Raw genomic sequence first — 12,877 nt, forward strand, 5'->3', positions numbered from 1 at the left:
AAGTTTAGCCGAGCGAGAGTTTGAGATGCTGCAGGAGCAGGATGGTCTTTGCATCCATGATCGTGCCGCTGGCGACCATGGCGTATGCCTCGTCGAGCGGCATTTCCAGCACCTCGATATCCTCGCCTTCATCGGCTCTGCCGCCGCCATTCTCGACCTTGTCGGTTGGCGTATAATGGGCCGTGTAGCAGTAGATCCGCTCGGTCATGCTCCCGGGTGTGGAGTAGGCCATGAAGGCTCGCGTGACCTTGTTGAGGCGGTATCCGAGTTCCTCGAGCGCCTCGCGGTGTACCGTGACGTCCAAGCTTTCATCTTCGACCGCCCCGGCGCAGGCTTCGATCATGGCACCGCCATCCTCATTGAGCGCGGCGGCCAGCCGGAACTGGCGCAGCAACAGCACGGTGTTGCGGTTGGGATCAAAGGGCAGGACAGCGACAGAGTCGCCGCGGTGGTACACTTCCCGGTCCTGGCGCTCCCACTGGCCGTCGCGGCGCTGATAGTCGAAGGCGTATTTGGTCAGGGTGGCCCAGTCATCGGACAGGATGGTCTGTCCGATGATCTTCACCCGGCTGCCGGGACCGGCCTTGCTCAAGCGAATTGCGGCGCGATCTTCAGGTTCCGCACCCAGCCGAGCTTTTCGTAGAGGAGCAGCATCGTGCCGTTATAGTCGACGATCCGGTTCCAGAGGCCCTTGCGAGGGCGGTGAAGGGCCGAGACCGGCTGCTCGTGGTGGTGATCATGGAAGGCCTCGCCGCCCGTCAGCAGGGCGATGGCATGGTCAACCCATTTCGGCGTCTTCAGGTGGCCGAGGACGTTGATCCCGTAATTCGTCGCATGGAACTGGATCGCACGGCCGATCACGACGCTGGCATGGATGATCGCCGTCAGGACGAGCGAGCCGCCTGCGGCCCAGACGATGAGGTAGATCGCGGCCGGGATGACGAGGTGGATGACCAGTGAAAGCGAATTGTAGAAACCGTCCATCCAGACGATGACGGGGTGGGTCTTCAGCCACATCGGCATCGGACGCCTAAGGTCCTTCTTGTCGCGGAACAGGATCCAGCCGACCCAGGCCCAGCGCTTGGATTCAAACGGATTGTGCGGATCGCCGGGCTTGTCGGAGAATCGGTGGTGCTGGGAGTGGTAGTTCACCCAGTCCTTCACATTGCCCTGCATGGCGATCATCAGGTTGAGCATGGTCAGCACCTGCGCCGGCCAGCGCATCTCGCCTGCGCGGTGTTGCATGATCCGGTGCAGCGGGCCGATGCCGGCATTGCAGACGAAGATGGTCAGCGCGATCACGCCGAGCGACAGCGGCAGGTACCAGAGTTTCAGCTCGATATGCGCAATGGCGAAGCCGAGTGCGACCATGGTGATCAGAAGGGCGAGCCCCAGGAGGGGGTATAGGATCGCCGCAAAGAAACTGGGGAAGTTGAATGTCTTCCACGTTTTCGGGATAGCGAGCGATCGCGGTATTCTTGGCATGTATTCCTCCGGAGCCTTGAGGCACAGTCATAAGATGACCGATGCCCACTAGCAGAATCTTAAGAACGATTGTCAACTTCGGGAAGGGGCGATGTGTTTGTACCGCTGCTTTCTGACGCAATGGTGAGGCTTTGACCCGGTTGTTCTACACGGCCCGCGTGTGGCCGGCTCAGAACGCGCGTATCCCGTGTTCGCGTCTTCGTCTGGCGGGCGTGCTACCGGCCATTCTGATCGCATTGGACGCCCTGCTGCCCGGAGAGTATGGAAAGGCAAAACAGGAATGGGAGGAATCAATGTCAGAGCAATCGGAAAGCGGCTTCGCGCTGCGGCGGGTGGTGACGGGGGAATCCGAAACGGGCCGCTCACGCATCCTGATCGACGGGCCGCAGGCGGCTGAGTTCCGCACTGGAGAGCTTGGCGGCCTGTTCGAGATATGGACCGACGCGACGTCGGGCGAAATCGACACGCAGGACGATACCGACAGGGGGCTTGGCAAGCCGAACCTGTCTCCGCCCAAGGGCGCGGTGAAGATCCGCTGGTTTGCCATCGGCCCGACCCCGGAAGGTGTGCCGCCGGAGACCTTGCGCGAAGTTACCCGCAAGGCCTTCATCGACATGGGTGCGGGCGACCACCAGCCGGATACGTCACGCCATCCGGCCATGCACAAGACCGATACGCTGGACGCTATCATCCTGGTGAAGGGCCGTGTCCGGCTGCTGCTGGACGATGATGAGACCGTCATCGAGCCGGGCGACGTCGTCGTTCAGCGCGCAACCAATCATGCCTGGGTGGTTGAAGGTAACCAACCGGCGCTTTTCGTGGCGGTGCTCGTCGACAGGTCTTGACTTTATTCCCTGTTTGTTCTGTTAGTGTTCCGCTGGTGATCGCGGAATTCAACGAGCAGGGCACAATTTCATGGAAGCTAGTCACCAACGCAGGGGTGAACTCTGGTCGCTTCTGGTCGCGCACGGCTTTGAGGACGCCTTTGGCGAGAGCGATACGGCGCGGGTGGAATGCCCGGCCTGTCATGCGCCGCGCGCGCTGAAGCTCAGCCTCGCCACAGGCCAGGCGCGTTGCGCCAGCTGTGGCGTGTCCGCCCCGATCCGGACCTATCTGAGCCAGCTCGAGGACGCTGAGATCGTCCAGGAACCTGAAGTGTTCACCGAGGCGGAGATCATTCCGCTTCGGCCGGATCGGCTGCCGGCCGTCCGCCGGGAGCCGGAAACGGTGGCGAGCGACGAGGAGGTGGAAACCTGGCGGGCCGAGCTTCTCGACGAGCCGCAGGGCTTTGGCGGCGCGCAGGAAATGCGGGAGGCCCTGCCCGGTGCTGAAGCCGGGACGGCTGCCGCAGGCGCGTCAGGCGCCGAGGTGCGCCCGCGCCGCCGGGGCGTGTTCGAGGCCCTGATCATCATCCTTCTGTCGCTGGTCTTCCTCGGCGCAGGCCTGGCGGCAGCAGGGCTGTCGGCCTTTGCGAACTACCAGGCTTTCAGCGCGAGCGTCGCCGATGACGTGCAGGGCCGGATCTGGGGTTGGGCCGGGGTGATCGCCTCGGTCTGCTCCTTTGGCGGCTTCACTTTCTTCTGGTGGCACGTTTCGGGCGGGCGACGGAAGGAGGGCCTTCGCGCGCTTGCCTTCGCGCTGGCCGGCGCTGCGACGAGCGTGCTCGGCACGGCCATGTTCATGGAGACCAACAGGGATGTCCGCAGCCAGTCTGCGGCAGCGGCAGCGTCGGCGCGAGAAGTGGTCGAGGCGCAGATCGCCGGCTATCAACGCCAGCTTGACGGTATTCCCGCCGATACGCGGTCGGTCGAAGGGCTGGAGGCCTATCTGCGCGGGGTCGAGGCTGTGGGCCGCACACATCAGAAACCCTATCGCGACGCGCAGAATGAGCTCGGCCTCGCCAAACGGCGCGCGGAGCTGGAAGCAAAGATCGAGGCAGCCCGGATGAGCCTGCTTGGCGAGGGCGGGCCGGAGATCCTCAATGCGAAGGCGCCGGCCCGCGGGCTGCCCGCCTGGTTCTTTGCGGTGATGCTGGAAGTCTTTTCCTCCCAGGCAACCAGTATCGCCCTCGTGGCCCTGCTCGTGCTTGCCGCCGGGCGCGGGCGGGGCCGCGTCCCGTCGCAGGCTGAGCCGGTGGCGGCCTAGGCCAGGGCGCTAGACGCTGACGACGCGGCCCGGATTCATGATGCCGAGCGGGTCGAGCGCTGTCTTGATCGCCCGCATCGTGTCGGTGGCGACCTGCGGGCGGATCCCGGCCAGCTCGTCGCGCTTCAGCCGGCCGACCCCGTGCTCGGCACTGATCGAGCCGCCATGGCGCATGGTCTGCTCGTGGACGATGCGCGTGATCTCGCCGGCATGGTTTGACAGGATGGGGCTTGTCGCGTGTTTCGGCTCGCAGGCCGAGTAGTGCAAATTGCCGTCACCGACATGGCCGAAGGCGACGATCTCTGCCTCCGCGGCCACCTTGTGGATCTCTGCTTCGGTGACGTCGAGGAACGCCGGAATCGCCGAAACCGGCACGGAGATATCGTGATTGATGGCTGTCCCGAAGGCGCGCTTCGACAGAGGGATGGTTTCGCGGATGTGCCAGAAGCTGTCGGCCTGCGCCTTGTTCTCGGCAATGATGACATTGTCGGCGAGGCCCTTTTCGATGCCGTCGCCGAGCGCTTCCATAAGCGTGTCGCGCGCCAGCTCTTCGCGCGCCATCGACACTTCGACCAGCACCCGCCAGGGCAGTTCGGACGGGGCCGGGTCTCGCGTATCCGGCGCGTCGGCCTGCACCATGGAAATGGCCCGGGCTGGAATGATTTCGAAACTGGTCACCGTATCGCCGGCATGATCGCGCACCAGGGTAAGCAGGTCGACGACATCGCTGGCCGACTTGCAGATTACCCAGCCAGTTGCCTTGGCCACTTTCGGGAAGAGTTTGAGAGTCGCCGCCGTGATCAGGCCAAGCGTGCCTTCCGCGCCGGCGAACAGGTGTTTGAGGTCATAGCCCGTATTATTCTTCCGAAGGCCCGACAGCCCGTCCCACACCTCGCCAGAGGGCAGGACGACTTCGAGGCCGAGGATCAGGTCACGCATCATGCCATAGCGCAGCACGGCGACCCCGCCGGCATTGGTCGAGATCAGCCCGCCAATCGTCGCCTGGCCTTCGGAGCCGAGCGAGAGCGGGAACAGCCGGTTCGCCTCATCGGCCGCTTCCTGAGCGTCGACCAGGGGCGCACCGGCCTCAATGGTCAGCGAGTTGTTCTTCGTGTCGACCGCGCGAATGGCCTTCATCCGGCGCATCGAGACGGTGATTTCGCCATGCGGCGTGCCGCCATCGACAAGGCCGGTATTGCCGCCTTGTGGCACCAGCGCGACCTTGTGCTTCGCGCAGAGCCTGACCAGCTGAGCGGCCTGTTCGGTCGATCCCGGCATCGCAAGGAAAGGCGTCTCGCCCGGCCAGTTGCCGCGCCACGGCGTTGCGGCATCCTTCAGCCGGTCGGCATCCTCGCTCCAGCCCTTGTCGCCGAGCAGGGTTTTGGCCTCGTTGAGGAATTCAGTGGGCAGCTGGCTCATGACTTGCGCTCCATCATTGTGGAAAGGGTTGGGTCACCGCCCGCCGCTTTCAAGGCCGCGCCCGCGCGCTGGCGCGCCTCATCGGGCTTGTTCTGGCCGATCTTGGTAATCCCTTCCAGCCTCTCGGGCGCCATTTCAAAGGCCGTGATCCCTTTCAGCATCGCCTCGAACCGGCCGGCGCTCATCTTCGCCCGGGTCCATTCCGGCTTCGGGTAGAGGTCTTCCTCGAAACGTGCAGACAGGGTGTCGAGAACAACAGCGGCGCCGTCATCGTCCAGCGGACGGACAGCCCCTTCAGCCTCCACGGACAGGTAATTCCAGGTCGGCACCTGGTCTTCCATGCCATACCAGTCCGGCGAGATATAATCGTTCGGCCCGGTGAAGACGACCAAAGCCCGGCGCGCCTCGATGATGGCCTGACAGGCAGGATTCGTCCGCGCCAGGTGAAAGCGAAGGGTTTCTCCGTTGTTTCGGATGACTGGCGTGTGGGCGACACGGGCGCGCCCCTCCGTCACGCCGACAACAAGGGCGAACGGCCAGGCCTCGATCCGCCTCAGGAGCCGGTCGCGATCAGTGTCCAGAAAGGCCGGTGCCGGGTGCATACTGCTTGTCTAACTTCGATTGGCAGCGCGCGCCAGACGGTCATTGATCGCCGCGCCCAGGCCTTCTGGTGGAATGGGCGACACCGCGATGCGGTCGTAGCTGCGGTCGAGGTCTCGCAGCATGGCAAAGAGGTTTGCCGCCGCTTCGGCAAGGTCTCCGGAGGGGGAGAGGTTGAGGGTGGCGTCCACCGCACCAAAGCCGAGAAGGGCTTCGTTCGGCGCGGCCTTGTCGGCGTTCAGGCGCAGCGTGGCGTCCGGGGCGTAATGTCGAAGCAGCTGGCCGGGGGAGACCGGCCGGCCGTCCTGTCCACCTTCGGTCAGGCCGGGCCAGACGGACGCGATCCTGCCGGGCGTGATCGTGCCCTGCCTTAGCAGGACGGGTGCGTCGCCGCGCGCGTCGACCACGGTGGATTCCAGGCCTTCCTGGCAAGGGCCGCCATCGAGAATGAGATCGACAAGCTCGCCCATATCGGTCGCGACATGCTCCGCCCGGGTCGGGCTGATGCGGCCGGACGGGTTGGCGGACGGGGCAACCAGCGGCCCGCCAAACGCGCCGAGCAGGTCACGGGCGACGGGGTGTGCGGGGACGCGCAGCGCCAGCGTGTCGAGGCCGGCCCGCGCCAGGTCGCAGACCGTCGTGGCGGGCACGGCATTGACAACCAGGGTCAGCGGTCCAGGCCAGAACGCGTTCGCGAGCGCTTTCGCGGCGGGTGAGAAGTGGCCCTGTTCGAACGCCGCCTCCGGAAAGGCGAGGTGAGCGATCAGCGGATTGAAAACGGGTCGTTCCTTTACCCTGTAAATGGCGGCGACCGCTTCAGGATTGGCGGCGTCGGCGGCGAGGCCGTACACCGTCTCGGTCGGCATGGCGACGAGCCCGCCGGAACGCAGGATCGCGACCGCTTTCGCGATCACGTCGGACGAAGGAGTGAGAACAGGCGCAGGCATCAGCTGCCCGTTAGCACCCATTCAGCCTGCGCGCGAGGCCCGAACCTCCACCGTGATGTTGACCGTCTCGCCGACCCAGTCTGCACCCGGATCGGACTGCTGGCCGAGATTGAGCGGGGTCCGCTCGACACTGGTGGAGCCCTGCATGGTTGCTGTGTCGCTATCGATATCGAGCGTGAACGCGAAAGGCACGGTGACGGAGCTGTCCTTCAGGGCCAGCGTCGCATCGGCGACATAGCCGTCATCCGTCTGCCGGAAATTGCCGAGCTCGACCGTCGCTTGCGGGTGTTGCGAGACGTTGAACCATTCAGCCGACTTCAGGCTGTCAGTGTAGAGTTTGCGGTTCACCTCGGCCGAGCCGGTGCGCACCGTGACGCGGGCCCGGGCGGCGTCGAGGTCGTCCGGATCGAACTGGATCTCGGCTGACCAGTCATTGAACGCTCCGCGATAGATGCTGCCTTCGTGGGTGCCGGAGAATTCGATCGACGAAGCAGACGGATCGACCGTCCAGTTCGCCTCGATGGCCGCGCCTGCGGACGCCTCGGCGGCAGGCGTCGCATTGCCCGATCCACCGCCGAAAAGGGCCGGCACGCCGGCGATGAGAATAAACACGCCAAGCGCGGCGCCAAAGGCCGCAAAGAAGGCGCGCGGCGGCGCACTCGGCCGGTTCGTCTTGCCGAAAAGGCCAGGGATCATGCGCTTGAGAACGCCTTCCTCGGCGGAGATTTCATGTTTGACGGCGCCGGCGACATGCAGGCCAAGCAGTATGATCGCGACCCAGGCCAGCTTGGAATGGACGAACTCCACCACGCCATGACCGGTCTCATTCGACAGGAAGCCGACGCCCGGAATGTCCGGCCAGCTGACAAGGCCATAAAGCACGGTCGGAACGTCGAAATCGTGGGATGTCGAGACCAGTAGCCAGCCCGTCAGCGGCATCAGCAGCATCAGGGCGTAGAAGGCGACATGCACGCCATGACTGAGCGTCTTCTCCCACGGCTTCATGTCGCCCGGCAGGGCCGGCGGCCGGTTCAGCAGACGCCACACGATCCGCGCGACGGTCAGAAGCAGGATGGTGATGCCGATCGACTTGTGAAGCTGGTAGAGGCTTTCGCTGCCCTCCATGTTCCAGCCAAGACCGATCATGAAGATGATGCCGGCGGCGATCACCCAGTGAAGGGCAATCGCCACGGCGCTATAGCGTGCGGAATAGGGCATGTCTGGGCGCTCCCGGCTTTATTCCTCCTGGAGGAACTCCCCCGAAAACTCGATCTCCACCTCGTCGGAGATGACGCCCTGCAGGGACTCCTGGCCGTATTCGGACCGGGTGATCGTGGTCGAGGCGTTGAAGCCGAGAATGTCACGCTCGCCGGTCCATGGTGTATTGCCCACGCCATTGAAGGTCACGTCGAGGGTGACCGGCCGGGTCACGCCAAGGAAGGTCAGGTCACCCGTCACGGTGCCAGTCGTCTCGCCGGTGCGCTCGACATCGGTCGAAACGAAGGTGACTTCCGGGAAGGATCCGGCCTGCAGGAAACGTGCATCCTTCGACAGGGCTTCCGGCCAGCTCGTATAAGGGCTGTCAGGGTGATAGGCGCTGAAATCGGACGGATAGTTCACATTCAGGCCCATCGGGTCGATCGTGACGCGGATGGACGAGCTTTCCGGCTCATCGGGATTGAAGTCCAGCGTGGCGTCGAAGTCGGTGAAGTCGACAGTGTATTCCGAGACGCCGCCATGAATGACGGTGAAGCTCAGGAACGCATGGTTCTTGTCGAGCGCGTAGGTCGCGTCGGCGACATCGGCCAGCGGGCCAGCCGGTTCAGCCTCGGCCGGCTCGGCGGCTGACGTTTCGGTTTCTGCGTCCGGCGTGGACGTGCCGGGTTCTGCCGGCGTTTCAGCTGGATTGCAGGCAGCGATCAGGAGCGCGCTGGCGCCGGCAAGGAAAATCGGGGTCAGTTTCATGTCTATCAGCCCTCTTGGCTATAAATTGTCAGCTTATTCAGCCTGCAGGAATTCACCGGAGAATTCCACGACAACCTCATCGGAAAGGAATTCTTCCAGCGATTCCTGGCCAAAGGCAGAGCGGCTCAGCGTCGTCGATGCGGTGAAACCGATCGTGTCGCGGCCATTGTTCCAGGGGTAGTTGGTCACGCCGTTATAGGTGACATCCATCGTCACCGGGCGCGTCACACCGAGAAAGGTCAGGTTACCCGTCACCGTGCCGGTATTCTCGCCGGTCACTTCGGCACCGGAAGAGACAAACTTGATCTCGCCGAATGAGCCAGCGTTGAGGAAACGTGCATCCTTCGACAGGGCTTCGTTCCAGCTGTCGAACTCGCTGTCAGGGTGGGTGCCCTTGTAGTCGCCGGGATAGTTCGACTCCACGCCCAGCGGATCGATCGTGACTTCGATCGAAGAGGTGGCCGGCGCTTCCGGGTTGAAGTCCAGCGTTGCGTCGAAATCGGTAAAGTTCACCGTATAGTCGGAGAGTCCGTTGTGCTCGATCGTCCAGGTCAGGAAGGCATGATTTCTGTCGAGCTGGTAGGTGCCTGCGGCGACATCGTCGAGCGACTGCGCGAAGGCAGGTGCAGAAACGAAGGCGAGAGCGGCGAGGGGCGCTATATAACGACGCATGGACGGGAACTCCTTGTGGTGTTGGCATTGGTTGTACGACTAAGTAGACGGTAACCGCAATCGTTCCAGCCCTGTCAAAAGGATGATGGGACATAGTAGTTATCCGGGAGACGCATGAGATGACATACAGAGCGCCGGTTGAGGACATGGACTTCGCCCTTCGCGAGCTGGCAAGCCTCGAGCGGGTGCTGGGCGAGGGATTTCCCGCTTTCGACATGGACCTGGTTCAGCCGATCCTTGAGGAAGCCGGCAAGTTCGCTGCTGATGTTCTGGCGCCGCTGAACCAGCCGGGCGACGAACAGGGCGCACAGCTGACCGGGAACGGGGTTATCGCGCCGGTTGGCTTTGCCGATGCCTACAAAGTCTTTGCCGAAGGCGGCTGGATGGGCCTGGCAGCACCGGAAAAATGGGGCGGCCAAGGCCTGCCGAAGACGCTGGCCAATGCTGTGCTCGAGATCATCCACGGCGCCAATATGAGTTTCGGTCTTTGTCCGCTGCTCAGCCTCGGGGCCATCGAGGCGCTGGTCGAGCATGGCCACCCGGCAGAGCAGGAGAAGTATCTGCCCAAGCTCGTCTCCGGCGAGTGGACGGGCACGATGAACCTGACAGAGCCGCAGGCCGGCTCCGATGTCGGGGCGCTGAAGACCAAGGCCGTGCCGAACGGCGACGGGTCGTACGCCATCAGCGGACAGAAAATCTATATCACCTGGGGCGATCACGACATGGCGGAGAATATCATCCACCTTGTCCTCGCCCGCCTGCCGGATGCGCCGGCCGGATCGAAGGGCATATCGCTGTTCGTCGTGCCGAAAGTCCTGGTCAATGAGGACGGTTCGCTGGGCGAACGCAACAATGTCCAGTGTATCGGGCTGGAAAAGAAGATCGGCATTCATGCCTCGCCGACCTGCGTGATGGAGTATGACGGTGCCACAGGCTGGCTGGTCGGTGAGGAAAACCGCGGCCTGGCCTGCATGTTCACCATGATGAACTCCGCCCGGCTCAATGTCGGGCAGGAAGGTGTCGGCGTGGGCGAAGCGGCTTACCAGGCGGCCTATGCCTATGCGCAGGAACGCAAGCAGGGCCAGGTAAAGGGCGTCGATGGGCCGGCACCGATCCTCCACCATGCTGATGTCCGCCGCACCCTGACCACGATGCGCGCCAATGTCATGGCGGCGCGGGCGATCTGCTATGCCTGCGGCGTGGCGGCGGATATCGCGAAGACGTCAGACGGCGATGCCGGCGAGGCTGCAAAACTGCGCGAGGACCTTCTCACCCCGATCGCCAAGGCCTGGTCGACCGATATGGGCGTCGAGGTCGCGAGCATGGGCGTCCAGATCCATGGCGGCATGGGGTTCATGAACGAGACGCTGGCCGCGCAGCTCTATCGCGATGCGCGGATTGCGCCGATCTATGAAGGCACGAACGGCATCCAGGCGATCGATCTTGTTGGCCGCAAGCTCGGCATGGCGAACGGCAAGGCCATGGCTGACATGCTGGGCGATGTCCGCGCCACGGCACAGGCTGCGCGCGAGACGAATGATCCCCAGCTTGTCCAGATTGCCGACCGGCTGGTGGCCGCTGCCGATGCGCTGGAAGAAGCCACTGGCTGGATGGTCGAGACGATGAAGACCGACCGTGACAAGGGGCTCGCCAGCGCGACGGCCTATCTGAAACTTGCCGGCGACGTTATCGGCGGTCATTTCCTGACGCGCGGCGCGGTCGCTGCCCGCACCGAGGGCGGGACGATGCGGGGCCGGATGACGGCGCTTGCAGGCTTCTTCGCCGAAACGGCGCTGGCGGAAGCGCCCGGCCGCGTATCCGGCATCACGCGCGGCGGCGACAGCTTCTTGAGCGAGAGCGAGGCCCTGTTCGGGTTGGCCTGACACACGTGCAGGGAGACGACATGAGCAGACCGAAAGCCGGCGATATCCTGCAGCTCGACCTCGGTGACGGACAAAAGGGCTACGTGCAGGTGTCGGAAGCCAGCTTGCTGATTGCCTTCGATGTCTTGACGCCTGCCGATCTGGCGCCGGAGGTGCTGAAGGACCTGGACGTCGTTTTTGCCGTGCATGTGCGCGGTGACGACCTGCACCGTGAGCGCTGGCCCGTCATTGGCCATTTTGATGTGCCGGGCAATCTGAAGGGCCATCCCCTGATGTTTCGCCAGGATGCCTCGACCGGCCGGCTAAGCATTGCGCATCCGGGCCTTCCGGGCGGCGAAAAGGCCGCGACTTTAAAAGAGTGTATCGGTCTGGAGCGGGCAACTGTCTGGTCGGCTGCGGCGGTGGAAGAGCGATTGCGGGACCACTTTGCCGGCCGGGAAAACCGCTGGCTCCAGGAGCTTGCCATCGACCTGCAGCGCGTCCCCGAAGACCAGTTGCGCTAGCTAGCGATGGCTCGCGGCCGCCCGGGCGACCAGCCGTGGCGAGACGACCGCCATCAGGATGCAGGCGCCAAGACACCAGACGCTCATCCAGACAAGCTGTGTGGGAAGGTCGATGCCCGCATCGATGAGCGCGCCTGTCAGGCCCGGGCCGAGGGCGGTCGAAAAGACCATGGCCGCGACGATCACCGCGCGGATCGCGCCAAGATGTTTCACCCCATAGACCTCCGGCCAGAGCGCGCCGAGCAGGGTCGAGGTGAAGCCATAGCTGACGCCGATCAGGATCATGAAGACATAGACACCCCAGGCCGATGAGAGATAGGCGGCCGCCGCGCTGGCAACCGCGAGCGGTAGCAGGAAGAGCGGCAGCAGGCGGGGCGCCCCGAACCGGTCGACGAGCTGGCCACAGACAAGGGCGAACAGCACCGTTGTCACGGCTTTCAGCGGAAAGGCGGCAGCAAAGGCGAGCGGGGAGTAGCCGCGTAGCTCAACCAGGTAATCCTGATGGAAGAAGATGGTCGTGCCGATAAAGGGCGGCGCCAGCACGCAGGACAACAAGGCATAGAAATAGGGGTCGCGGAGCACCTCACTGCGCGTCCAGTCGCGGGCGGTATGGTGTGCAGGGCCCTTGTCGGCAGTCTCGCCGGGGACGCGCTCCACCCGCCACAGGACATGGATCAGCGGAAGCGCCAGCATCATCAGCGCGGCAATGGCGACGATCCAGGCCGCCTGCCAGCCCGCCGCCGAGGCAATCAGCGCGAAGGAGATTGGCAGCAACGCCTCACCTGCCTGATGGCCGGGGACGACGAGCGAGGTTGCGCGGCCGCGATTGGCGGCAAACCAGCGCCCGGTCTCGGTCAGGGCGATATGGGTCATCATGCCCTGGCCGAAGAGGCGCAGCAGGTAGAGCGCGAGAACCATCACCGCGATGCTTGGCGCAAAGGCGATGAGCAGGCAGGCTGCAGACAGGCAGGGGATGACGAACCAGGCGACATTGCGGCCCGGCATCCGGTCGAGGATGCGGCCGATGAAGGGCAGGGTCAGCGCGCTGGCCAGGGTGGCGACCATGTAGGTCAGGCCAAACTCGCCATCGCTCAGCGAGAATTTCGCCCGCAACTCTTCACCCGACAGGCCGATGAAGAAAGTCTGGCCGAAAGACGAAAAGAAGGTGAGCAGGAAGCCGCCCGCGATCCATCGCGCATTGGTCTTCAGGAATGAAAACATGACGCCTTTCTGGCGCGAATGCGCGGCTGTGGGAACC

General features: G+C 64.0%; 13 protein-coding genes. 4 read left to right on the top strand and 9 right to left on the bottom strand.

Annotated elements, in window-relative coordinates; genetic code table 11:
* Positions 1–4 precede the first annotated feature (4 nt).
* Complete coding sequence (locus D1227_RS10240) at positions 5–592, bottom strand: NUDIX domain-containing protein (RefSeq protein ID WP_119377502.1); 588 nt, start codon at positions 590–592, stop codon at positions 5–7.
* Positions 589–1,485 carry an acyl-CoA desaturase gene (locus D1227_RS10245; protein WP_119377501.1) on the bottom strand — a complete coding sequence of 299 codons (897 nt, stop codon included), beginning with the start codon at positions 1,483–1,485 and terminating at the stop codon, positions 589–591. Before D1227_RS10245 ends, D1227_RS10240 begins: the two co-directional genes overlap by 4 nt.
* Positions 1,486–1,778: 293 nt before the next feature.
* On the opposite strand from D1227_RS10245, the gene D1227_RS10250 reads away from it, so the two are divergent.
* The gene (locus D1227_RS10250; RefSeq protein ID WP_233350060.1) at positions 1,779–2,330 is read left to right on the top strand and encodes a cupin domain-containing protein; all 552 of its coding nucleotides are present in this window, start codon (positions 1,779–1,781) and stop codon (positions 2,328–2,330) included.
* 70 nt (positions 2,331–2,400) lie between these two features.
* Complete coding sequence (locus D1227_RS10255) at positions 2,401–3,630, top strand: hypothetical protein (protein ID WP_119377500.1); 1,230 nt, start codon at positions 2,401–2,403, stop codon at positions 3,628–3,630.
* A 9-nt stretch (positions 3,631–3,639) separates the two neighbouring features.
* Here the strand turns inward: D1227_RS10255 and D1227_RS10260 are convergent, their stop codons facing one another.
* Genes D1227_RS10260 through D1227_RS10285 form a run of 6 tightly spaced genes read right to left on the bottom strand, consistent with a single transcriptional unit; the run spans position 3,640 to position 9,233 of the window.
* The gene (locus D1227_RS10260) at positions 3,640–5,049 is read right to left on the bottom strand and encodes an FAD-binding oxidoreductase (protein WP_119377499.1); all 1,410 of its coding nucleotides are present in this window, start codon (positions 5,047–5,049) and stop codon (positions 3,640–3,642) included.
* Positions 5,046–5,651 carry an FMN-binding negative transcriptional regulator gene (locus D1227_RS10265; protein WP_119377498.1) on the bottom strand — a complete coding sequence of 202 codons (606 nt, stop codon included), beginning with the start codon at positions 5,649–5,651 and terminating at the stop codon, positions 5,046–5,048. The genes D1227_RS10260 and D1227_RS10265 overlap by 4 nt, the downstream gene beginning before the upstream one ends.
* A 9-nt stretch (positions 5,652–5,660) precedes the next feature.
* Complete coding sequence (locus D1227_RS10270; RefSeq protein WP_407646995.1) at positions 5,661–6,617, bottom strand: L-threonylcarbamoyladenylate synthase; 957 nt, start codon at positions 6,615–6,617, stop codon at positions 5,661–5,663.
* Positions 6,618–7,814: a cytochrome b/b6 domain-containing protein gene (locus D1227_RS10275; RefSeq protein WP_119404642.1), complete on the bottom strand. Its 1,197-nt coding sequence runs from the start codon at positions 7,812–7,814 to the stop codon at positions 6,618–6,620.
* An 18-nt stretch (positions 7,815–7,832) separates the two neighbouring features.
* Positions 7,833–8,561, bottom strand: coding sequence for a YceI family protein (locus D1227_RS10280; protein ID WP_119404643.1), 729 nt, complete (start codon positions 8,559–8,561; stop codon positions 7,833–7,835).
* A 33-nt stretch (positions 8,562–8,594) separates the two neighbouring features.
* On the bottom strand, positions 8,595–9,233 hold the full coding sequence (locus tag D1227_RS10285; protein WP_119404644.1) for a YceI family protein: 639 nt from the start codon (positions 9,231–9,233) through the stop codon (positions 8,595–8,597).
* Positions 9,234–9,352: 119 nt separating this feature from the next.
* Between D1227_RS10285 and D1227_RS10290 the strand changes: the two genes are divergently transcribed.
* Positions 9,353–11,116: an acyl-CoA dehydrogenase gene (locus D1227_RS10290; protein ID WP_119404645.1), complete on the top strand. Its 1,764-nt coding sequence runs from the start codon at positions 9,353–9,355 to the stop codon at positions 11,114–11,116.
* A 20-nt stretch (positions 11,117–11,136) separates the two neighbouring features.
* Positions 11,137–11,619 carry a hypothetical protein gene (locus D1227_RS10295; RefSeq protein ID WP_119404646.1) on the top strand — a complete coding sequence of 161 codons (483 nt, stop codon included), beginning with the start codon at positions 11,137–11,139 and terminating at the stop codon, positions 11,617–11,619.
* Here the strand turns inward: D1227_RS10295 and D1227_RS10300 are convergent, their stop codons facing one another.
* The gene (locus D1227_RS10300; RefSeq protein WP_119377492.1) at positions 11,620–12,840 is read right to left on the bottom strand and encodes an MFS transporter; all 1,221 of its coding nucleotides are present in this window, start codon (positions 12,838–12,840) and stop codon (positions 11,620–11,622) included. It abuts the gene before it with no gap.
* Positions 12,841–12,877 lie beyond the last annotated feature (37 nt).

It is taken from the genome of Henriciella mobilis (genome assembly GCF_003576315.1).
Classification (GTDB): Bacteria; Pseudomonadota; Alphaproteobacteria; order Caulobacterales; family Hyphomonadaceae; genus Henriciella; species Henriciella mobilis.